This is a genomic window from Deltaproteobacteria bacterium, assembly GCA_016709225.1.
Taxonomy (GTDB): domain Bacteria; phylum Myxococcota_A; class Polyangia; order Nannocystales; family Nannocystaceae; genus Xiheibacterium; species Xiheibacterium phototrophicum.
This window is the reverse complement of sequence record JADJEE010000002.1, coordinates 503,668-524,324: the sequence shown is the minus strand read 5'-3', so window position 1 is coordinate 524,324 and position 20,657 is coordinate 503,668. Positions and strand designations below refer to the sequence as shown.

General features: G+C 72.3%; 19 protein-coding genes. 8 read left to right on the top strand and 11 right to left on the bottom strand.

Annotated features, from left to right (window positions below; all coding sequences use genetic code 11):
- Positions 1-9: 9 nt before the first annotated feature.
- The 3 genes from sigJ to IPH07_16445 all read right to left on the bottom strand — a co-directional run bounded on the left by sigJ (position 10) and on the right by IPH07_16445 (position 3,062).
- Positions 10-894, bottom strand: coding sequence for an RNA polymerase sigma factor SigJ (sigJ, locus tag IPH07_16455; protein ID MBK6918987.1), 885 nt, complete (start codon positions 892-894; stop codon positions 10-12).
- The gene (locus IPH07_16450; protein MBK6918986.1) at positions 891-2,054 is read right to left on the bottom strand and encodes an FAD-dependent oxidoreductase; all 1,164 of its coding nucleotides are present in this window, start codon (positions 2,052-2,054) and stop codon (positions 891-893) included. Before IPH07_16450 ends, sigJ begins: the two co-directional genes overlap by 4 nt.
- Before the next feature lie 126 nt (positions 2,055-2,180).
- Positions 2,181-3,062: an NmrA family NAD(P)-binding protein gene (locus IPH07_16445; GenBank protein ID MBK6918985.1), complete on the bottom strand. Its 882-nt coding sequence runs from the start codon at positions 3,060-3,062 to the stop codon at positions 2,181-2,183.
- Positions 3,063-3,167: 105 nt separating this feature from the next.
- Here IPH07_16445 and IPH07_16440 point away from each other — a divergent pair, with 105 nt between their 5' ends.
- Together IPH07_16440 and IPH07_16435 are read left to right on the top strand one after the other, a co-directional pair.
- Positions 3,168-4,148, top strand: coding sequence for a LysR family transcriptional regulator (locus IPH07_16440; protein MBK6918984.1), 981 nt, complete (start codon positions 3,168-3,170; stop codon positions 4,146-4,148).
- A gap of 25 nt (positions 4,149-4,173) precedes the next feature.
- A complete protein-coding gene (locus IPH07_16435; GenBank protein ID MBK6918983.1) occupies positions 4,174-6,315 on the top strand; it encodes a hypothetical protein in 2,142 nt (713 codons plus the stop codon).
- A gap of 28 nt (positions 6,316-6,343) precedes the next feature.
- Here IPH07_16435 and IPH07_16430 read toward each other — a convergent pair whose 3' ends face one another.
- From IPH07_16430 to IPH07_16415, 4 genes are all read right to left on the bottom strand, one after another.
- Positions 6,344-7,612 carry a hypothetical protein gene (locus tag IPH07_16430; GenBank protein ID MBK6918982.1) on the bottom strand — a complete coding sequence of 423 codons (1,269 nt, stop codon included), beginning with the start codon at positions 7,610-7,612 and terminating at the stop codon, positions 6,344-6,346.
- 220 nt (positions 7,613-7,832) lie between these two features.
- Entirely contained in the window at positions 7,833-9,980 is a 2,148-nt protein-coding gene (locus IPH07_16425) for a hypothetical protein (protein ID MBK6918981.1), read from the bottom strand.
- 57 nt (positions 9,981-10,037) lie between these two features.
- Positions 10,038-10,772 (bottom strand): hypothetical protein, encoded by a 735-nt coding sequence (locus IPH07_16420; protein MBK6918980.1) that lies wholly within the window; start codon positions 10,770-10,772, stop codon positions 10,038-10,040.
- On the bottom strand, positions 10,759-11,301 hold the full coding sequence (locus tag IPH07_16415; protein MBK6918979.1) for a sigma-70 family RNA polymerase sigma factor: 543 nt from the start codon (positions 11,299-11,301) through the stop codon (positions 10,759-10,761). Before IPH07_16415 ends, IPH07_16420 begins: the two co-directional genes overlap by 14 nt.
- A 630-nt stretch (positions 11,302-11,931) precedes the next feature.
- Between IPH07_16415 and IPH07_16410 the strand changes: the two genes are divergently transcribed.
- The 4 genes from IPH07_16410 (at position 11,932) to IPH07_16395 (ending at position 16,049) form a co-directional block, all read left to right on the top strand.
- Positions 11,932-12,300, top strand: coding sequence for a hypothetical protein (locus IPH07_16410; protein MBK6918978.1), 369 nt, complete (start codon positions 11,932-11,934; stop codon positions 12,298-12,300).
- Between the two features lie 301 nt (positions 12,301-12,601).
- Positions 12,602-13,927, top strand: a complete 1,326-nt coding sequence (locus tag IPH07_16405) for a hypothetical protein (GenBank protein MBK6918977.1) — start codon at positions 12,602-12,604, stop codon at positions 13,925-13,927.
- 146 nt (positions 13,928-14,073) lie between these two features.
- Entirely contained in the window at positions 14,074-15,501 is a 1,428-nt protein-coding gene (locus IPH07_16400) for a hypothetical protein (GenBank protein ID MBK6918976.1), read from the top strand.
- Positions 15,502-15,563: 62 nt separating this feature from the next.
- Entirely contained in the window at positions 15,564-16,049 is a 486-nt protein-coding gene (locus IPH07_16395; protein MBK6918975.1) for a hypothetical protein, read from the top strand.
- Positions 16,050-16,138: 89 nt separating this feature from the next.
- On the opposite strand, the gene IPH07_16390 is transcribed toward IPH07_16395, so the two are convergent.
- The gene (locus tag IPH07_16390; protein MBK6918974.1) at positions 16,139-16,693 is read right to left on the bottom strand and encodes a hypothetical protein; all 555 of its coding nucleotides are present in this window, start codon (positions 16,691-16,693) and stop codon (positions 16,139-16,141) included.
- A gap of 145 nt (positions 16,694-16,838) precedes the next feature.
- On the opposite strand from IPH07_16390, the gene IPH07_16385 reads away from it, so the two are divergent.
- On the top strand, positions 16,839-17,819 hold the full coding sequence (locus IPH07_16385; protein ID MBK6918973.1) for a hypothetical protein: 981 nt from the start codon (positions 16,839-16,841) through the stop codon (positions 17,817-17,819).
- Between the two features lie 22 nt (positions 17,820-17,841).
- Positions 17,842-18,504 carry an ankyrin repeat domain-containing protein gene (locus IPH07_16380; GenBank protein MBK6918972.1) on the top strand — a complete coding sequence of 221 codons (663 nt, stop codon included), beginning with the start codon at positions 17,842-17,844 and terminating at the stop codon, positions 18,502-18,504.
- Here IPH07_16380 and IPH07_16375 read toward each other — a convergent pair.
- The 3 genes from IPH07_16375 to IPH07_16365 are packed head-to-tail and all read right to left on the bottom strand — an operon-like array spanning position 18,467 to position 20,570.
- Positions 18,467-18,757 (bottom strand): hypothetical protein, encoded by a 291-nt coding sequence (locus tag IPH07_16375; protein ID MBK6918971.1) that lies wholly within the window; start codon positions 18,755-18,757, stop codon positions 18,467-18,469. The two genes, IPH07_16380 and IPH07_16375, sit on opposite strands and share 38 nt — an antisense overlap.
- Complete coding sequence (locus IPH07_16370; protein MBK6918970.1) at positions 18,721-19,419, bottom strand: NAD(P)-dependent oxidoreductase; 699 nt, start codon at positions 19,417-19,419, stop codon at positions 18,721-18,723. Before IPH07_16370 ends, IPH07_16375 begins: the two co-directional genes overlap by 37 nt.
- A 14-nt stretch (positions 19,420-19,433) precedes the next feature.
- Positions 19,434-20,570, bottom strand: a complete 1,137-nt coding sequence (locus tag IPH07_16365) for a cbb3-type cytochrome c oxidase subunit I (GenBank protein MBK6918969.1) — start codon at positions 20,568-20,570, stop codon at positions 19,434-19,436.
- Positions 20,571-20,657: the final 87 nt, after the last annotated feature.

The window sequence follows — 20,657 nt, the reverse complement described above, 5'->3', positions numbered from 1 at the left end:
CAGCCGCCGCTACGCCAGGCCGGGCTCACGGTAGACCGCGAGCCCGAGGTGGGCCGCGAGGTGCTCGAGCTTGTCGGGGTTGCGGACCATGTTGATCTCCGCCACGCGCTCGCCGTCGAGCACGAAGGTCAGCACGGAGATCAGCAGCGCGTCGGTGCGAGCGATGGTCGCGGGCTCGCCGTTGATGTCGAGGGTCTGCAGCCACGCACCCCAGCTGGGCATCTTCGACAGCAGACCGTGGATGAACTTGGACACGGTGTCGGCGCCCACCAGCGGCTTGCGTGCGGCCGAGGCCTTGCCGCCGTGATCGGCGCGGGCGACCACGTCGTCGGTGAGCAGCGCCCGCAGCTGGGCGACATCGCCACCCCGCGCGACCTCGGCGAAGCGGGCCTGCAGCTGCGCGACTTGCATCGGGTCGCTGCGGAAGCGGGGCTTGCCGCGCTCGATGTGCTGCTTGGCGCGGTGGACCAGCTGACGCGAGGCCGTGACCTCGATGCCGAGCGTGTCGGCGATCTCGTCGTGGGTGTAGTCGAACACCTTGTGCAGCAGGAACGCCGCGCGCTCGCTGGGCCCGAGCGTCTCGAGCAGCAGCAGGAACGCGAAGGAGATCGACGCGGGATCGATCTCCGCCAGCTCGGTGACTGGCTCGGGGAACCATGGCCCGACATACTGCTCGCGGCGCACGCGGGCCGATTGCAGGGCATTGATCGACAGGCGCGTGACCACGGTGGTGAGCAGCGCCGGCAGCGAGCGGATGGCGTCGCGCGGCATCTCGCTGCAGCGCGTGTAGGCGTCCTGCACCACGTCCTCGGCCTCGGCCATGCTGCCGAGCATGCGATACGCCAGCGCGAGCAGGCGCGGACGCTCGCGCACCAGCTCGTCCTCGATGCTCATGCGGCGACCTCCGCCGGCGCCAGCGCGCGCCGACGTGCCCGTGCGGCTGCGTTGGCCTCGCGCTCGAGCAGCCACACGGTGAAGCGACAGATGCGTTCCTTGGTCCACGCCGCCGCGGTGCCGCCGAGGCTCGCGTCGCGCAGGCGGCCGTCGGTGCGGTGCAGCTGCACCAGACCGAGCTCGCGGCCGAGGCTGACGCAGCGGCCAGCATCGGTCGCGGTGAAGCTCCGCGGCGTGCGACCGCGTAGCTCGCCGGCCAGGTTGTCGGCGGCCACGCCCGCCATCGGCAGCGCGAGCCGACACGACATCAGGCTCGGGGCCCCACGCGCGGGCTCGGGTGCGGCCGCGTCGCCGATGCCGTAGATGCGCGGGTCGTCGATGCAGCGCAGCGTGCGATCGACCCGCAGGCGATCCAGCGCGCCGGTCGGCAGCCCGACCTCGCGGGCCCACGGCGTCGCGCGGAAGCCCGAGCTCCACACGCACGCATCGACGGCCTCGGCGCCCTGCGTGCCGATCACACGACCGGGCTCGACCGCGACGACCTCGAAGCCCTCGCGCAGCGTCACGCCCAGGCGTGCGAACGCCCGCAGCACCCGCGCGCGGCCGCCGGGGGCGAGCGCGCCCTCGCCGAGGGTCGCCCGCGTCAGCAGCTGCACCGAGAGCTGGCCGAAGCTCTCGGCGATCTCGCTGGCCGCCTCGATGCCGGTGAGCCCACCGCCGACCACCGCCACGCGGGCGCCGGACGGCAGCGCCTGCAGCCGCGAGGCCAGCGCGCGCGCGCCGGCCTCGTGGGCGATCGAGTACGCGTGATCGTGGGCCCCGGGGGTCGTGAGCTCTGCGGTCGAGCCGAGCGCCAGCACCAGGCGATCGTAGTGCAGCTCGCCGCCGTCGGTCTGCAGGATTGCGCGCCGGCGATCGAGGCCGCGGGCGCGCGCCTGCACGAAGGTGATGCCCGCGCGTGCGCACCAGTCCGCGAGCGACGGCGCGGCCACCGGCTGCCCACATGCCAGCTGATGCAGCCGCACGCGCTGCGAGAAGGTCGCGCGCGGATCGACCAGGGTGATCGCCAGCTGCGGTGCCCGCCAGGCCAGCCGCAACGCCGCGCGCATGCCCGCGTAGCCCGCACCCACCACCACCACGTCTCGAATCGTCTCGCCCATGTCGTGTCTCGTCCTTCGAAGACCTGACAGGGCAGGGCGCCCGGGCGTGACAGCCCGGGCGAGAAATCGCCGCGACGCGCTCCCCTGGGCCGTGCGGCCCTTGGCGCACGGCGGGCGGGCGGCCCCCTAACGCGGCGGGGTACCGGCACCGAGCAGCGCGCCGAGCACGGTGTCAACCGTGGTCGCGCCCCGCGAGGTGCGGTGACCGCCTTCGTAGGCGACGTGGCCGGCGATGAGGCCCTCGATCATCTCGCGGTACATCGCCGCGAGGTCCGCGGGCATGCCGAAGCCCGTCAGCGTCGGCACCACCGCCTCGGTCGGTGCCTCGGCGACGGTGATGGGCTTGCCGAGTCGCTTCGACGCCGCGGCGGCCACGTCGGCCATCGAGACCTTGCTCGGACCCGCGAGCTCGATCACCTGCGTTGCAGCAGTGCCCTCGACGAGGGTCTGCGCCGCGAGCTTGCCGATGTCGACGGTGGCGACCATCTCGATCGCCAGCGATGCGGGCATGAAGCTCGGCAGCAGGCCCTGGTCGAGCAGGCCGAGCGAGCCGCCGAGGTTCTCCATGAAGTACGCCGCGCGGATGAAGCTCGCGCGCGTGTCGGGCAGCGCCCGCAACAGCGCCTCGGTGTGGTGCAGGCCGGCGATCGGGCCGGTGCCTGCGGGGTGCTGGGCGCCGATCGACGACAGCAGCACCGCGTGGGGGACCCGGGCCTCGCGCAGCGCGGCGGCGATCGAGTCCGAGGTCGCGCGCTGGTGCGCGCGGGTGTCGGCGGCGGCCAGGTTCGGCGGCACCAGCACGTAGGCTGCGCGCGCGCCGGCGAACGCGGCGGCCAACGCTCGGGTGTCGCCCAGGTCGGCGACCGCCACTTCGGCGCCGTGTGCCGCAAAGCGGGCCGCCTTCTCGCGCTCCCGCACCACCACGCGCACCCGCTGGCCCTGGGCCAGCAACGTGTCGGCGACGACACCCCCGGTGTTACCCGAAACCCCTGTGATCACGAACGTCATGACACTGCTCCTCTCGGTCGCGGCTCGGCTCCTCGCGGCGCCGCGGCTGGGGTCGATTGTGGTCTCCGGCCGTGATTTGTACAGTGCATGTTGATCATGGAAGACATGCATGCCGTGCAGCTCGGCGGCCTCGATCTCAACGCGCTGGTCGTGCTGGACGCACTGCTGCGCACGCGCAGCGTGACCGCGGCGGCGCGGAGCGTCGGGCTGTCGCAGTCGGCCACCAGTCACGCGCTCGCGCGGCTGCGTCGCACCTTCGGCGATCCCTTGCTGGTCCGCGGCGCGGGTGGTCTGGTCGCCACCACGCGGGCCGAGGCGATGGCCTCGCCGCTGCGCGAGGCGCTGGCCGCGATGCAGCGCGCCGTCGCTGGACCCGCGCGCTTCGACCCCGCGACCGCGCAGCGTCGCTTCGTGCTGTCGTTGGCGGACTATGTCGGCCTCGTGATGCTGCCCGGCCTGCTCCAGCGCGTCGCGGCGGAGGCCCCCGGCGTCGATCTGCAGGTGCGCAACCACGACGGCCACGGCGGCGAGTTGCTCGCCCGCGGCGAGTTCGACCTGATGGTCGTGCCCGACAGTCGACCGGTCGAAGGCTCGGGGATCCGCGCTCGCAAGCTGTTCCACGAGCGATTCGTGTGTCTGGTCCATCGCGATCACCCCGCGCTCGCGCGTCGCTGGACGCTCGAGAGCTTCGTGCGGCTGCGGCACGCCGTGATCGCGCCCACCGGCCGACCCGGTGGCGTGGTCGACGACGCGCTCGCCGAGCTGGGGCTGACGCGGCGCGTGGTGCTGTCGCTGCCGCAGTTCTTGCTCGCGCCCTTCGTGGTGGCCGGTAGTGACCTCGTGTTGACCTTGCCCGAGCGGGTCGCGCGGGTATTCGTCGAGCAGCTGCCGCTCTTGCTGGTCGAGCCGCCGCTGCGGCTGCGCGGCTTCACGATGCAGCTGCTGTGGCACGAGCGTAGCCACGACGATCCCGCGCATCGCTGGCTGCGCGAGCTGTGCACCGAGGTGATGGGGGTGGTGCCCGGCGCGCGCGCGAAGGTTCGTGGGCGCGCGCGGGTGCCCGCGACCCCACGTCGCGGCGGATGACGCACGTCGCGGGCCCGCGATCGCGATGTCGGCAGGCTCGACGCTGCCGGCGAGATCGTCGATCCTCTTCGGGATGCTGCTGCGGTGGTCGGCGCTCGGCGTGCTCGCGCGGCTGCTCGCGGTGGCGGGTAGCGGCTGCACCTTCGTGGGCGATCTCGGCCAGGACAGCATGTCGGCGGGCGGCTCCGCGGGCGGTTCGGACGACGGCGTCGGCGAGGGCGGCGATGCGACCGACGGCGACGTCGACACCACGCTGCCGATGCTGCCGCCGCTCACCAACGTGCGCGTGCGCATCGTCGGTGACGCCGCCAACATCACCTTCGACGCGGTCGACGCGGCGGTCGACTACCGCGTCTATGCCCTGCCACCGAACGATGCGATCCACGTCGGTGGCGACGGCGTGATCGTGATCGACGATGGGCTCTATCGCTGCGCTGGTCAGCGCGAGGCGCTGTACATGCTCGAGGACATCGTCAGCCCCGACGAGGGCTGGAACGACGTCGCCGCCGGCGGTGCGACGCTGGTCGAGCGACAGGTGGTCGGCTTCACGCGCACCGAGGGCGACGCCGAGCTCGGTCACGTCTACCTCACCGAGGCCGCCGATCGCCTGCCGGTCTACGCCCTCGCCGATCCCGACGTCGAGGACGACGGCGCCGTGGCGTGCGGCCGGCCGACCTTCGTGGCCTCGCGCGCGCACCAGTACACCGCCGACGCGGCGGTCCGCGACGCGCTGGTGGCCCAGCGCTGGCGCGACGACGGCATCGCGTTCTGGGTGCCGATGATCGCCGGTGCAGCCACGCGCCCGATCTATGAGGCAAGCCTGGTCGACGACGCGTTGCTGCGCTGGATCGACGGCCCCGAGGCGACCGCACGCGGGCCGGGTACGACGATCCTGCAGGTGCTGCGTGAGCCCGAGCCCGGCACCGTGCCGCTGATGCGGGTGCACGTGCAGCCGTACTGCGGCCGCGCCCACGACGAGCTCGTGGCTGGGCTCGCGGGTTTTCGACGGGTGCGACGGCAGGGCGATCAACCGCTGCCGGCGCTGCGGTGGTCGGGACTCACGGGGCCGATCACGCTGGTCGCGGAGGCGCTCGACCAGGGCTGCCCGTACCAGGGCATCCTCTCACCGCAGGGCGAGCCCGCCTTCGTCGACGAGGGCGCGCCGCACGAGGCCTACGTGACGCTGGCGCAGATGCGTGCGGCGTCGCCGAGCGGCGAGGTGTTCGTCAACGGCCAGTACGACGATCCACCGCCGGCCCGCGCGATCCGACGCAGCTTCATCACCGTCGCACCATCGCTGCCGACCATGGACGTGTACGCGACGTTCCCCGAGGACGAGGACTTCTTCGCCGGTTTCGCGGCACCGACCGGGAGCGTGTACGGCCTGCACTTCGACGCGCCGATGTATCTGATGTCGTCGTACTCGAACTCGCACGTCCACTTCGGCAGCATGCTCGGCGAGTTCTGGCTGGCCTACAACGACATCGCCGCCGGCGTGAACGGCATGGTGCGGCTGGGCATCGACGCGCCGGCGCGCGTCGATGCTGGCAGCTACCTGCACGTCACCGGTGAGGTCGGCGCGCTCACGACCGACCGTCGCTTCCCGCAGCTGTTCATCAGCGATCAACCCGCGCCGCTGCAGGACAACCTCGCCAGCGGCACGACCGTGATCGTGGGCCCGCGCAGGTACGCGCCGAGCTTCATCGACCTGCAGATCTGCGATCACATGACCTGGGACCTCGGCTACGAGTGCGCGGGGCTGCCGACCTTTGCGGCCGACGCCGCGCCCCAGGTCGCGCCCATCGCCGACACCGCGGGCAGCGACAACGCGGTGCAGCTCGACGTGTACCTGTCGCCTTCGCGGATCTACCTGCTGCTCGACGGCAAGCCGTACGCATGCACGGACCTCCCCGCGCTCGCCGACGACGGTGTCGCGCATGGTCCACCGGTCGGTGACGTGCGCATCGCGTGGGGGGACGTGCTCGCCCACTCGGCGATCGATTTCACCCTCGGCGGCGGACCGCTCACGGTGCCGGACAGCTATGGCTTCCACCGTCGTCACCTGCCGACGACGACGCAGCGGCACTTCGACAACCTCGGTGTCTCGAGCGGCGTCGCGGCGCCGCCGTGGGACGAGGTGCAGGTGCCGTGCAGCGGCGGCCCCTAACCCACCACAACTAGCGCGCCGGCCGTGATCACGGCGCGTGGCGGAGGTCCTCGTCGGCGCCGGGGCCGTCGAGCGTGCGCAGGAACGCGACCAGATCGGCGCGATCATCCGCCGTGAGCCCCAGCGGCACCAGCTCGTTGGTGCCCGGGTAGCCACCCGCCGGGCCACCGCCGGCGTCGAAGTGCGCGACCACGGGCGCGAGCCCGAGCGCCTGCCCGGTGTGCAAGAACGATGGCCGCTGCGCGACGCAGCGCAGGGTCGGTGTGCGGAAGGCACCCTCGTGGCTGTCGTCGACCGCGTCGGGTAGCCGGTCGTCGTCGCCGTCGCTGTACACGCCGCGGCTCGACAATGGATCGGCGATCGCGAGCGCGAGCCCGACGATGGCGCCACGGTCGTCGGCGTCGATGAACGCCGAGGCCACGATGGCCGGCACCACGCCGACGTTGTGGAACTGCTGGTCGGACAGGAACGGTCCGCCGTGGCACGACACGCAGTCGGCTGCGCCGACGAACAGCTTGGCGCCGCGCTGCTCGGACGGCGTGAGCGCGTCCGCGTCGCCGTGCAGCCACGCATCGAAGCGACCCGGTCCGCACGCGAGCTTGCGCTCGTAGGCGCCGATCGCCTTGCCGACGTTCACCACCACGCGCGTCACCGCGTCGCGATCGGCCGCGTCCATGCCGTCGAACTCGGCGCCGTCGCCGGGGCTGCCGTGGATCTCACCGTCGCACACCATCGGCACCTCGTTGCCCGCTGGGGTGCAGCCCGTCGCCTCGGGGGAGATGCTCGGGAAGCGGGCAGTGTCGTCGAGCGGCGGCATCGGGCCGAACACCGCCTCGTAGGGCTCGCGAAAGTGCGCGAACACCTGCTGCGCGACGTACAGCCGCGAGCTGTTCATCTCGACCGGCGACTCGAGCGGGCCGAAGACCTGGTTGTAGAGCGTGTCGTGGCGACCGTCCCACATCAGCAGCTGCGCGTGGCCGACGTCGAGCAGCGAGGGCGCGCGCCGCCGCCCCCAGCCGGCGCCCAGCGAGATCTGCTTGCTCGGCGAGCGTGTGTCGGTGAAGGCGTCGTCGGGCACGTGGCAGCTCGCGCACGAGACCTTGCCGGCCTCGCCCTTGTTGCCCAGCGAGGTGCCGGTGCCGTTCTGATCACCGTCGAGCAGTCGGCCGGAGAACACCGTCGTGAAGAAGAACGCTTGCCCGAGCGCCGCTGCGGCAGGGTCGTCGGCCCAGGCGTTGGTGAGGTCGGGCGGTGGTGCGGGCAGGGATCGGGCGAGAGCTCGAGCAAGGCGGCCCACTCCTGCTCGGAGAACTCGGGCGGGACGTCGTCGATGCCGGTGGTGGTGCCGTCGTCGCTATCCGACGCCGTGGTGCCGCCGCTGCCGTCGCTGGACTCGACCGTGCCGCCGCCGCTGCTCAATTCGCTGCCGTGGCCACCGGTCTCGAGCGCGCTCGTGTCCCCCGACGTGGCCGGCTGCCCGCAGGCCAGTAGCGCGCCGCACCCGAGCGCGAGCCGTCTCATGCGCCGGCTCCGGAGCACGGCGTGAGCGCCTCGTTCCACGCTGGTGCCGCAACGCCGCTCGAGAAGCCGAGGTTGTCGAAGTGTCGACGCGTGGTCCTCTGCAGGTGTGTGCGGTGGAAGAGGTACGTATTGCCCGCGATGGCGCCGCCGCCCGCGGCGAAATCGACCCCCGAGTGGTAGAGCACGTCGCCCCACGTCACGGTGACCTCGCCGACCGGCGGTGCATAGGTGGCCCCGTCCTCGAACGAGGTCGCCGGTAGATCGGTGCACGCGTACTGCTGACCGTCGAGCAGCAGGTACAGCCGCGTGCTCGACAGGTACACGTCGATGGTGACGGCGTTGTCACTGCCGGTGCGCTCGCCGGGCAGCGGTGAGTTGGGCGCCCAGTCGTCGACGAAGGTCGGCAGCCGAGGACACTGATCGTTGACGTCCCAGGTGCGGTGGTCACAGATCTGGACCTGCAGCTGGGTCGGCGTCATGTCCTTGGGCTGCACGATCATCGTGGTGCCAGACGCGAGGTCGTCCTGCACCGGCGCGATGCGATCACTGATGATGATCTGGGGATAGCGACGATCGGTCGAGATGATGTCGACCTCGGTCTGCACGTGCAGGAACCCCTCGGCGCCGACCTGCGCGGTCTGGCTGGGCGTGAGCCGGACCTTGCCGTTCACGTCGGCGGCGATGTCGTTGTAGGCGAACCACAGCTCACCGAACATGGTGCCGAAGTGGATGTTCGAGTTGGCGTACGACGACAGGTGGTAGCCGGGGGCCTCGAAGTACTGCGCGTAGACGTTGCCGGTCGACGCGCCGAAGCTGGCGTAGAAGTCCTCCGACTCCGGGAAGCTGGCGTAGAAGTCCATCGTCGGCAGCTCGGGTGCTGCGGTCACGAAGCTGCGCGCGACTGCCCGCGGCACCACGCCATCGTCGCTCTGGCCGTTGACGAAGAGCTCGCCGGTCGGCGAGAGCGCGCGCATGTCGTCGGGGGTCTGGTAGCCCTCGTACTCGAGCACTTCCTCGCCGAACTCCTCGACGAACGGGTCCTGGTGCTGTGGCGAGAGGTTGCCGAGATAGGGGCAGCCGTGATCGAGCGCCTCGACCACGAGCGTCGTCGATGCGGTCAGGCCCGACCAACGCACGGCCGTCAGCGGTTGATCGCCCTCGCTGCGCGCCCGCGCGAAGCGGGTCGAGCCCGCCACCAGCTCGTCATGGCTGCGGCTGCAGTAGGGGGCCACGTGCACGCGGTAGAGTTCGATCGCGCCGTCTTCGGGCGCGCTCAGGATCTCGAACACCGTCTCGCCGGCGCCGCGCGTCTGGGCCTCGGGCCCGTCGACCCAGCGCAGCGTGACGCCGTCGCCGAAGTTGCCTTCGAACACCGGCTTGGTGCCGGCGCCGGCGCTCGCAGGCACCCAGAACGCAATGCCGTCGTCGCGCCAGTGCTGTGCGATGCGTTGATCCCGGAGCGCGGCGTCGGTGGTGTAGAGCTTCGGGCGGCTGGCCTGGAACACCGGCCGGCCGCAGCTCGGCCCGCCCTCGCCGCCCGGATCGGGATCGCCGAGCACGTAGACCGGGATGCGACCCTCGCCGGCGGTGGTGTAGACGTAGCCGAGCACGGCGTCGGCCTCGGCGCGCGTGTAGCCCAGCACGTCGCGCGCGAGGATCGTCGCGCCGCCGGCGGCGTTGTCGTTCCAACCTTCGTCGGGGCTGACCACGTCCTCCAGCATGTAGAGCCCCTCGCGGTGGCCGGCACAGCGGTAGATCGCATCCTCGACGATCACGCTGCCGTCGTCGCCGACCGTGATGTCGTCGTCGGCCGGTAGCGGGTACACCCGGTAGTCGACCGCGCCCTCCCATGGATCGAAGACGATGTTGGCGGCATCGCCGACGATGCGCAGCTGCACGCCGGTGAGCTCGGGCAGCGGCGGGAGGTCGGTGTCGGGCGGTGCGTCGCCGGTGGTGTCGCCGCCGGTGCTGTCGGCCGTGCCGTCAGTGCCGCTCGAGGGCCCGTCGTCGCCGCTGGCGCTGGCCTCGGTCGCGGTCTCGGTGGCGGGGCCCGACGCGTCGTCGCCATCGGAGCCCGCGGTGCCGCGGTCCCCACAGGCGATCGTCAGGGCGAGCAAGAGCAGCGAAGCGGAGGTCTTGCGCATGGCTGCCTCTGCAATGCAGCCGCGCCGGCGAACCTGTGGCGAAAAATCGTCGCGCGATCAATCGGCGCACACCGAGCGCATGCTCGGAGCCAGGTGCGATGACGGATGCTGCGCGAGGAACTGATCGCGCACCCGCTTGGCCGCATCGCGCTTGCCGGCGGCACACAGCGCGCGCGCCTTGGCGACGATGCGTTCGCTGCGGAAGGCGCCGCGGGGGAACTCGCGCTCGTGCTGCGCGATCGCGGTGAGTGCCCGCGCGGGCTGGTTCTCGACCAGCGCGCGCTGGATGTCGCCGAACAGCGCGGTCTCGTCGGCCAGCGAGGTCGCGGCGCGCGGCTTGCCGCGGGCGGGCTTGGCCGCCGTGGCGGGCTCGGGCTGGGGCGCGGGCTCGATCGTCGGTGCGACGACCAGGTCGGCGGGCGCCTCGACCTCGGCCTCGGCCTGCTTCGTCGCGGGCGCGGCCGCCCGGCGTGCCCGCGCGACCGCGTCGCCGCCGCTGTCGTCGCCGTGGACGTAGCCGGCCTGGTCTCGCAGATCGGGCTCGGCCGCGGCGTTGCGTTGCAGCGCCACGCCGCCGAAGTTGGCAATCACCCACGCGGCGGCGGCGAGCGTCGCCGCGGCGCCGACCCACAGCCACCAGCGGCGCGAACTCTCGACGCCGGTGCGCTCGGCGATCACCTTCCAGCTGGCGGCGTGGGTCGCGGGCGTGGGCTGCTCGATCTCGCGGAACGCCGCGACGTAGAGCCGCAGGTCGTCGTCGTCGTCGTCGAACTCGAGTTCATCGCGCGACATGGACGCGGACCCTTTCCTCCTTCGCACGGTGGCGTGCGATGGCCTTGCTCACGAGCTCGCGCGCGACCCGGGCGCGCGCGTACGCGGTGTTGACGTTGATGTCGACCGCCGCGGCCGCGGCCGCGATGCTCATGCCTTCGACGCAGGTCAGCACGAACATCACACGCTTGTCCTCGTCCATCGCGTCGAGCGCTTCGCGGACCACGGCGGCGCGCTCCTCGAGCAACACATGGGACTCGGGATCGGGCGCGCCGTCGCGGGTGCCGGCGGGCTCGACCACGGTGAGCCGCGCGGCGCGGCGATCGTCGACCTGGCGCGTGCGGGCGGCGACGCGACGCGTCACGCCATACAGCAGGCCAGGGATCGATCCGCTCATGTCGAGCTCGTGTCGTCGGCGATGCATGATGACGAACACCTCTTGCACGACGTCGTCGAGTGCGGCTCGGCCCACGCCGAGCCGTTGTGCCACGCGCCAGACGAACGCGTGGTACTGCTCGTAGATCGCCTGGAGACTCGGCCCCTCGCCCACCTCGTGCCTCTTGGGGGCTGCAGGGCCCGCTCCACCCGTGAGCATGCAGGCTCGCGCCCCGATCTGTGACGGGATCGTGTGCGGGCCCCCAAACCTGCGCTCCTACAGGCGAATCCCGAGCCCGAGGTGGACGCGACCGCCAACGGGATCGACCCGGTGCACGACCCCGAGGCCCCGACCTCGAAGCGATATCGCGCCATCGGTACGACCACGTCGACGTCGGCGAGCAGCGCGACCCGACGGTGCACCGACCACATCCAACGCGGACCCGCCCACGCCGCCAGCCAGAGCAGCTGCTCGCGTCGCGGCACCGCGATGCCGACACCGCGGCCGACGAGCGCGCCCACCTCGGCGCCACCGCACAACGGAAACTCGTGGGCGCGATGCCGCAGACGCGCGCACGCGCCCAGCGAGCCGGCGCTGAGCTGCAGGTTACCTCCGCGGTTGCGATCGTCGCCCGTGCGTGCGGGTCGACGGAACCAGTGGCTGCCGCCGAGCTCGATCCGCAGGCGCGGCCATGCGAGCGCCAGCGTGATCGCGACACCGGGGCCGATTGCGGTCGGGAGCAACCCCAGCTGCAGACCGGCACGGGCCTCGAGCCCGACGCACGGGCGACGATCGGTGACACCGGTGCGGCGCAGGGCGGGGCCGGCGTCGCAGCTGCGCGTGGGGGGACCGGGCGGGGTCGATGGCTTCGTGGCCGGCGGCTTCGGTGGCTCGACCGGCGGCGGCTCGGGTGTCGGTGCGCGCGTGGGCGCAGGCTCCGGCAGCGTGCCCACGCGCGTCGCTGCGAGGGGGTCGATCGTCACGGCGATCATCAAGGCCGCGGTCTCGGCCAGCACGCGACAGCTCTCGTCCCGCAGTGTGCGCTGCACCGGTGTGCCCGCGGCGACCTCGAGTTCGAGCCGCAGGCGGAAGTCACCCTGCGCCTGCGCAACGATCTCGGCGCGCGCGGCGTGCAGCACCGCGGCGGTGTCGGCGAGGCTGCGGCCGGCGTAGTGCTCGACGCTCGCGCGGGCAAAGGTCGCGTCAGGGCAGCCGTCCGGTGCGATCCACTCGAACGCGGTCGGGCTGGGCACGGCGGGGGTGGGCGCGCCCTCTGCCGTCGCGGTCGGTGTCGGCGTCGGCGCGGGTGCGACCGCGGGCGCGAGCCGGATGACCAGCGCCAAGGCCATGCGCGCGGGCACGCGCGATAGATAGCACCGATTTCTTTGGGGGTCTTTGGGGGCCTACGGGTCTCGCCCGCGCGCGCGCATTTCGGTCCACAGGTGGAGCGCCGCGCGTGCATGGGTGTACTCGCATGGCGATCCCCACCCACGCGCGCGCAATTGGAGCTTGGCTGGTCGCGGCGGCGTGCGGCGGCGCGCCGTCGGTCGCCGACGACGGCGATGGCAGCAGCTCGGCTGCGGATGCGGGCACCGCGGGCACCGCGGGCTCGGCCTCCGCGGGCACCACCGCCGCTGGCGACGACAGCAGCGGCGGGCCCCCGACCACGACCGCGGGCACGACGATGTCCGCCACGTCGAGCGACGACGGCAGCAGTGACGGCGGCGACGAGACCGGTCCGCCGCCGGTGCTCGGCGCGTGCGACAGCCTCGCGGGCGAGGGCGTGTTCGAGGACATCACGCCGCCCGAGGTCGCCGCGGGCTTTGGTCAGGGGCAGGACGCGGGCACGTTCGCGTTTGCGGTCGATCCGGTGAACCAAGGCACGATCTACCTCGGGACCCTGTTCCAGAAGGTGTGGAAGAGCACCGACTGCGGCGCGACGTGGGTGCACATCAGCACCGGCGAGAACGGCGATGCCGTCGACTCGGGCATGAACTGGACCTTCGCGATCGATCCGATCGAGCCCGAGGTCGTCTACACCAACTCGGGTTACGGCGCGAACGGGCTGTTCAAGTCGATCGACGGCGGCGTCGACTGGGCGCCGGTATGGCCACCGCCGGCGCAGCCGGAGCTGGGCGCCGCGTTCACGTACAACTTCGCCAACGTCATCGCGATCGACCCCACCGATCACGAGCACATCCTCCTGACCTTCCACGAGTCGTGCCTGCCACCGCATCCGGCGACCTGCATCGCCGAGAGCCACGACGCCGGCGCGTCGTGGAGCCTCATCGACGGTGAGCCGAGCTGGGACGGCAACGAGGGCCAGGTGATCTTCTTCCTCGACGCGCAGACCTGGCTGTGGGGCTCGCAGAGCAACGGCTTCTGGCGCAGCGACGACGGCGGCGACAGCTGGGAGGCGATCGTCGGCATGACCACGAGCCACCTGCAGGGCTCGCAGCTGGTCCGCACGCCCGGCGGTGCGTTCGTGGTGGCCGGCGCCGACGGCATCTGGCGCAGCACCGATGGCACGGTGCCGACGTGGTCGCTCATCGAGGGCACCGGGCCGATCGTCGGCGGCGTGGTGAGCGATGGCGCGACGCTGTACACCAGCACCTGCTACTTCGGTGGCTTCTGCGAGACCGCGCGGTACCTCCGGTCGGTCGACGACGGCGTCACCTGGACCGAGTTCGACGCGCCGAGCTTGTCGATGGGCGGCAGCTTCGGCTATGACCCCGGCCACGGCGTGCTGTACTCGTCGAACCTGCAGGAGGGGTTTTGGCGCGTGGTGGTGAAGCCGTGACGCGCGAGTCCTCGTGCCGGGCGCGTGTGTGGGTGGCAGCGTTGTGCTCGGCCTGCGGCAGCACGCCGAGCGGTAGCGGTGCCGCGTCGACGGACGATGGTGGCGCCTCGAGCGGGATGCATGGCGCGGGCGATTCGACCGGGGTGGTGAGCTCGACCGCGGCCAGCGCGAGCGTGGGTTCCGATTCCGGCGGCAGCTCCGACGGCGGCGAGACCGGCACGGTGCCCGGCGGGCCCGGCTGCGGCTTCGCGTCCGCGGCCTTCTGCGAGACCTTCGACGCGCCGAGTGATCATCGCGGCCGCGCGGTCGAGCTCGACGCGCGACGCTGGAGCGCCGCGCGGGGCAACCCGCAGCTGGCGACCGGCAACGGTCGCGCGATCGCGGCGGGCCCGGCCACCATCACCGACTGCCGCAACGACCTGCCGTCGCAGGTGTTCCCCGACCAGGACACGCTGGTCTGCGACGCCAACGACGACATCGCGAGCCCACACCTGTTGATGGCCGTGGGCGCGCAGAACTACGGGCAGAACTCGTACCGCATCCGGCAGCCCTTCGACTTCGAGGGCCGCACCGGCACCATCGTGTTCGACGCTGAGGGCTACGTGCTGAACGGCCTGCTGGGCTGGATCTCACTCGAGATCACCGAGGACCCGACGCCGCTGCCGTCGTTTGCGATCCTCGGCAACGACGAGGGCGGGCCGGTGCCGCGCAACGGCATGCAGGTGCAGTTCCAGGCCAGCTGTCCCGGGCAGCTCGGCAGCGTCGGCGTGCGCTTCATCGACGTCAGCAGCAACTATCACGATGAGGTGTTCCCGGGTCCCGAGTTCACCTGCGTCGCGGGGGCGAAGGGCAAGCTCAACCACTTCGAGGTCCGGGTGTCGCAGCAACACGTCGAGGTCTACGGCTCGCCGTACGCCGACGACGGCGTGAGCTTCGAGCCCGCGGTGTTGCTGCACGCGGTCGACGTCGCGCTGCCGTTCTCGCGCGGCTGGGTGCATCTGACGACGCACAACCACGCGACCATCAAGTACAGCCAGGACGACGCGTACGGCGCGACCGAGGTGATCGACGCCTGGGTCACGCGCTGGGACAACGTCGGCTTCGATGGTCCGGTGATCGACGGGGGGCGCGAGTTCGAGGTCGGCGACGCGCTCGTGGCCGGCACCGACGCGTGGAACATCCCGGGGCCGGTGATGGACGTCGGCTACCGCGTGCCGGACTTCGCCGACGCCACGCCGCTGACGCTGACGATGCCCGGCGTCGACGCCAGCGGCATGGGCCGCGCCCGTCTGGCGGTCTCGATGTGGTACCTGCTGGGCCAGGACGTGCCCCACGAGCAGTACGTGCTGCACTACCGCGTCAACGAGCACGGCTGGCACGAGCGCAGCTTCGACGCCGACGAGCTGGCGTTGCTCGCCACCGGTCTCATCCAGGGCGAGCTGGGCCAGATGCTCGAGCTGCCGGTCGACGAGCTGCAGGCCGGCGACAACACGCTGCAGTTCGCGACCAGCGGCGTGCCGCAGAGCTACCCGCCGGCGATCTCGGCGATCGATCTGGTGCTGGCACCGGGCTGAAGGCAGCGAGCTCGCGAGCCCTCGTCGATCCGGGTGGCGGTGCGCCACGTACCCCAAGTCGCGTGGGCAGGGCCGGCGACGACAAGAGTGGCTTCCTCGGGTACTTGAGCGACCAGGCCGTGTTGGCGCGGGTGATGGCGGCCGCGGGGGCTGGGGCGGCGGTGCGGTTGCACGAGCTGCGGCGCGTTGCGGCTGGCAACCTGCGACCGATCCCGCATACGCGACTCGGCGCCTTCGCGGCCACCGTCGGCTATCCCCGAGGCACCGTCGGCTACGCGGTGAACCGCGCGATCGGGCTGCTCTACGCCAGCCTCGGCACCTACGGCGAGGAGCGCATCGGCGTGGTGTTCAACTCGCCCATCGCGCGCACGCACTACCCGCGGCCGGTCCACTCGGCGTCGAGTCGCGCGGTGGCGCAGATGGAGTTCGACTATTGGGCCGCGGTGCGGGCCGAAGATCCGTGGTCGGCCGGCGGTCGCATCGCGACCGCGTTCGATCCGGGCTCGCGCGACTGGCTGCAGCGCGAGGTCTTCACCCGCTCACCCTGAGCGCGTCGCGACGTGCTCGCGGTCCGCGTTCACGGCAGCGACGGCGGGCGTGGGGCGCGGGCAGCGGCATCACCTTTGGCGACGACGCATCAGCGCCCGTAGGTGACTGCGGTGCGCACCGTGGTGATCGCCTCCGGTGCGCGGGCGCGATCGACATGGTCCGCGAGCGCCGCGAGCAGGGCGTGCCGATCCACGTTCGCGGCGGGCTCGAAGTGCAGCGTGCCCGCCGGTGCGAACGCGCGTACGTGGATCACCACGCCGCGGCGGCCCTCGGCCGCGACTGCGGCGATCGACGACCACGGGATCGCCAGCACCAGCGGCGTGCGGGTGGCGCGGGGGCGGACGATGCGGCCGAGGGACAGCGCGAGCACGGCGATCAACCCGCCCAAGGCGCGCGGCTCGACGGTGCGGTGGAAGTGGTTCGCGAGCGCGAGCACGGCGAGCACCGCTGCGACGAGCAGCACCACGAACGCGAGGGTCGGCAGCACGCTCGAGCCGCGGCGGCCCTCGACGTGCAACCACACCGGATCGATGCGGCAGCGTCCCCGGCCGGCCATCGGGATCGGGCGGACCATGCGGGTGACGAGCGGTGGGCGAAAGCGGCCCTCGATCAGTTTCGGGAGGTCGGGTGCGGCGGCGTGCATGGCTCGCTGCGGTAGAGTCGCGGCCGACGTGACGGATCACCACGGCCGTGGCATGCCAGCCGGGGCCTCGGGGAGCACCGCCGTGCGCGGGCCGCTTTCTGGTCGGGTCCTGCCGACACGATGGGGACGCTGGTATCGTGCTGCCATGCGACGTCTCTGGCTGTGCTTGGTGATCGCGCTCGGCTGTGCAGGCGATGGCGGTGGCGATGGTGGTGTCACCGGGAGTGACGGCGGGTCGTCGTCGGGCGGCACCGCCAGCGGCACCGCCACGTCGATGACGACGGGCACCGCCGGTGACGGCAGCAGCGGCGGCACGCAGGCCAGCGCGACCTCGGCCGCCGACAGCAGCGGTGGCAGCGACGGCAGCGGCGAAAGCACAGGGGCGAGCCCTGGCACCGCCGGCTGCGGCATCGCGGCCAGCGATCCCACGATGACCTGGTCGGGCCACACCGTCGACGTCGACGGCGTCACGCGCGAGTACTGGGTGTGGTTGCCCGAGCCCTACGATCCCGCGCGCGCGTATCCGGTGGTCTATCAGTTCCACGGCTGCAGCGACGGTGACGATCGTTGGAACAACAACCCGCCGGTGCAGGACCACAGCGGCGCCGATGCCATCCACGTGCGCGGCAAGGCGGTCGCGAGCTGCTGGGACAGCAACGCGCAGGGCCCCGACGTGACCTTCTTCGATGCGTTGGTCGCCGACGTCGAGGCCACCTGGTGCGCCGACCCCGAGCACCGCTTCGCGACCGGCTACAGCAGCGGATCGTTCATGACCCACGCACTCGGCTGCGCGCGCGCCGACGTGCTGCGTGGCATCGCGAGCATCGCCGGTGGTCAACCCGGCAACGACTGCCCGGGCCAGGTCGCTGCGCTGCTCATCCACGACGCCGACGATCAGACCGTGAACATCTCCGCCAGCGAATCGGCGCGCGACAGCCTGCTCGCGCGCAACGGCTGCGATGCCGCGGCGCCGACGAGCCCGATCGATCCGCCACCCTGCGAGGCCTACGCCGGCTGCGACGAGGGCTATCCCGTGGTGTGGTGCCCAACCGCAGGGCAGGACCACTCGCGCCAGGACGGGCTCGCCGCGCCGGCGTTCTGGGGCTTCCTGTCGTCGCTGCCGTGATCGGAACTGCGGGTCGCGCGTGGTGTCGACGATGCGAACGGTGTGCTCGTATCTGCTCTGCCTCGCGCTGGCGTGCGATCGGCCCGATCCCCGCGCGTGGTTGGACTCGACCGCGACATCGTCGCTCACCGACGCCGATCGCGAGCTGCTGGCGGCGGCGAGCCGCGGCGATGCAGCTGTGGTCGAGGCCGCGATGGCCCGTGGCGCGAGGCCGGATGCGGTGTCCGACACGGTCGTCGAAGGCATCTCGTTCGCCGCGCCGGCGATCGTGCTCGCGGCACGCGATGGTCACGTCGAGGTCGTGCGAGCACTGCTGCGCGCGGGCGCGAAGATCGACGCACGGACCGGGCTCGGGGGCGAGACCGCGTTGGTCTCGGCCGCGATCGATGGCCACGCCGACGTCGTCGACGCGCTGCTGGTGGCCGGCGCCTCGGTCGATCTGCCCAACGCGTGGGGCAAGACCGCGCTCATGTGGGCGTCGGACAACGGTCACGACGCGGCGGTGCGGCGCCTGCTCGCGGGCGGCGCAGACGTCACCCGCCGCTGCGACGAGGGGCGCACGGCCGCCGACTACGCCGACGATCCGGCCGTCCTCGCGCTGCTGCGTGGCGCAGAGCCCTCGCGATGGAGCGGCCTTGGGGCCCGCATCACGTGGCCAGCGCGCGAAGCCCTGCCTCGCGCGTGATGACGGGCCGATAGCGCAGCTCGCGACGCGCCTTGGCGTCGTCGAGCACGCAGCTGCGCGCCATGACCATCGCCGCATGACGCGTCAGCGGCGGTGCGCCGCGCAGCGGCAGCCCGCGCCACAACGCCTCGCAGGTGCGGCCGATCGCCGCCGCGAGCCAGCCCGGGATGCTGGCGTCGGGCAGCGTGATGCCGCGGGCTGCGGCCATGCCGGTGATCATCTCGTGCATGGTCGAGACGCCGTCGTCGAGCACGAAGTACGCCTCGCCGGGCACGCCCTCGGTGAGCGCGAGCGCGATGGCCTCGACGAGGTTGTCGATGTGCGTGGTCGAGGTGCGCGCGCGCCGTGGTCGATCCAGCGCCAGCGGCCGGCCATCGCCTCGATGGCGGGCGCGAGCGTGGTGTCACCGGGGCCCCAGACCAGGCGAGAGCGCAGCACGATCGTCTCGAGCCGCGCGTCGTTGGCAGCACGGACCATCGCTTCGGCGGCGGCCTTGGTCGCGCAGTAGGGATAGGTCGACTCCGGAGCGAGCGGGTAGCTCTCGTCGGCACCGTCGATGTCCTGCCCGTGCACGATCGCGGCCTCGGTGCCGATGTGGATGAAGCGTCGGGCCCCCGCGGCGCGCGTGGCCGCGAGCACGTGCTCGGTGCCGATGACGTTGCCCTGGTACCACGCCTCGGCGGGGCCCCAGTCGTCGACGAACGCCGCGGCATGCAGCACGACATCGGCGTCGCCGATGTCGGCGGCGCCGATCGCCTCGAGGCTGCAGCGCACCGGCTCGGCGCCGAGCGCCGCGACGGCCTCGGCCGACCGATCGCTGCGGGCCATCGCGCGCACGCGGTGGCCCTCCCGCACGAAGCGGCGCACCGCTGCACCGCCCACGAATCCCGAGGCTCCGGTGACGAAGATCTGCATGGACGCGCGCGAGTCTACCCCGCGTGCACGCCCTCGGCGTCGAGCCGTGCACGGCGGCCGAACAGCCACGCTGCCGCGACCAGCACGAGCCCCACCGCAGCGACACCGCCGGCGATCTGCGCCAGGCGCTGCAGCTCGGCGAACACCTCGGGATAGGCCGCGTATCGCCGCGGCATGCCGCGGGTGCCGAGCACGAACATCACCACGTGATGGGCCAGCAGGCCGCCGCACGTGAGCACCGCACCGGGCCACGCCAGCGCGGCGCGGGCCTGACGGCCGAGCACGCGCAGCTCGAACACGTGCAGCGCTGCGAGCATCGCTGCGCCGGCCGCGAACATCGACAGGTGCGCGTGCGCGACCTCGACGTAGGTGTCGTGCAGGTGCACGTCGAGGTCCGCGACCGCCAGCAGCCTGACCAGCAGGCGCTCGCCGACCATGGCCGGCATCACCGCGAGTGCGACGAACACCAGCGCGGGTGATCCGACCCTCGCCGGGTCGATGCGCGTGAGCAGGGCCACCGCGAGCACGACCGCCACGATCACGCCCCAGAACCGCGTCGCGTCGTACAGCACCCCCGGCACCATCCTCGCGTCGAAGACGGCCGCCTCCGATGCGAGCGTGGTGCCGCCTGCGCCCGCGACCAGTCCGCTTGCGACCGCGAGGCCGCCCAGGCCGATGGCGGTCGCGACCGGCAGCGCGCGGACCTTACCGACCAGCGCGGTGGCGAGCGCGAGCGCGAACGCGGCGTGAGCGACCACGAAGCACCACGCGGCGCGCAGCGGCCACGGGGACGTCATCGCGGCGAGATCGAAGGGCGCGTTCGCGCCCGCCACCGCGATCGCGCCGGCGACGATCCACGCCAGCATCCCCAACGCCGCGAGCGCGTGCGAGTGGGCCGCGCGCGGGCGGCCCGGCAACAGCAGCGGCACCACCACCGCCAGCGCCGCGGCCGGCGAGCACGCGAACGAAAGCAGCGTCCCGTGCAACGAGAGCGCCGTGCCGTAGGCATCGACCGCCTGCGGATCGGACGACCACAACGTCCGCACGATGGTCGTGGTCGCGACACCCGCGACCACCGTGCTCGCCGCGACCACGCCCAGCGCCGCGCGCGACATCCACGTGGCCACCGGTTCGAGATCCGCCTGCGCCATGGGCCGCAAGGATGTCATGGCCGCCGCGCGGTCGGCGACGCGAATCACCCAGGTTCGTGCCTATCGCACCGACGACGGCAGCAGCTG

Excerpts from the sequence above, each read along its gene's own strand:
- sigJ (MBK6918987.1), bottom strand. The coding sequence starts at position 894 with ATGAGCATCGAGGACGAGCTGGTGCGCGAGCGTCCGCGCCTGCTCGCG.
- IPH07_16450 (MBK6918986.1), bottom strand. The coding sequence starts at position 2,054 with ATGGGCGAGACGATTCGAGACGTGGTGGTGGTGGGTGCGGGCTACGCG.
- IPH07_16445 (MBK6918985.1), bottom strand. The coding sequence starts at position 3,062 with ATGACGTTCGTGATCACAGGGGTTTCGGGTAACACCGGGGGTGTCGTC.
- IPH07_16440 (MBK6918984.1), top strand. The coding sequence starts at position 3,168 with ATGCATGCCGTGCAGCTCGGCGGCCTCGATCTCAACGCGCTGGTCGTG.
- IPH07_16435 (MBK6918983.1), top strand. The coding sequence starts at position 4,174 with ATGTCGGCAGGCTCGACGCTGCCGGCGAGATCGTCGATCCTCTTCGGG.
- IPH07_16425 (MBK6918981.1), bottom strand. The coding sequence starts at position 9,980 with ATGCGCAAGACCTCCGCTTCGCTGCTCTTGCTCGCCCTGACGATCGCC.
- IPH07_16420 (MBK6918980.1), bottom strand. The coding sequence starts at position 10,772 with ATGTCGCGCGATGAACTCGAGTTCGACGACGACGACGACGACCTGCGG.
- IPH07_16405 (MBK6918977.1), top strand. The coding sequence starts at position 12,602 with ATGGCGATCCCCACCCACGCGCGCGCAATTGGAGCTTGGCTGGTCGCG.
- IPH07_16390 (MBK6918974.1), bottom strand. The coding sequence starts at position 16,693 with ATGCACGCCGCCGCACCCGACCTCCCGAAACTGATCGAGGGCCGCTTT.
- IPH07_16385 (MBK6918973.1), top strand. The coding sequence starts at position 16,839 with ATGCGACGTCTCTGGCTGTGCTTGGTGATCGCGCTCGGCTGTGCAGGC.
- IPH07_16370 (MBK6918970.1), bottom strand. The coding sequence starts at position 19,419 with ATGCAGATCTTCGTCACCGGAGCCTCGGGATTCGTGGGCGGTGCAGCG.
- IPH07_16365 (MBK6918969.1), bottom strand. The coding sequence starts at position 20,570 with ATGGCGCAGGCGGATCTCGAACCGGTGGCCACGTGGATGTCGCGCGCG.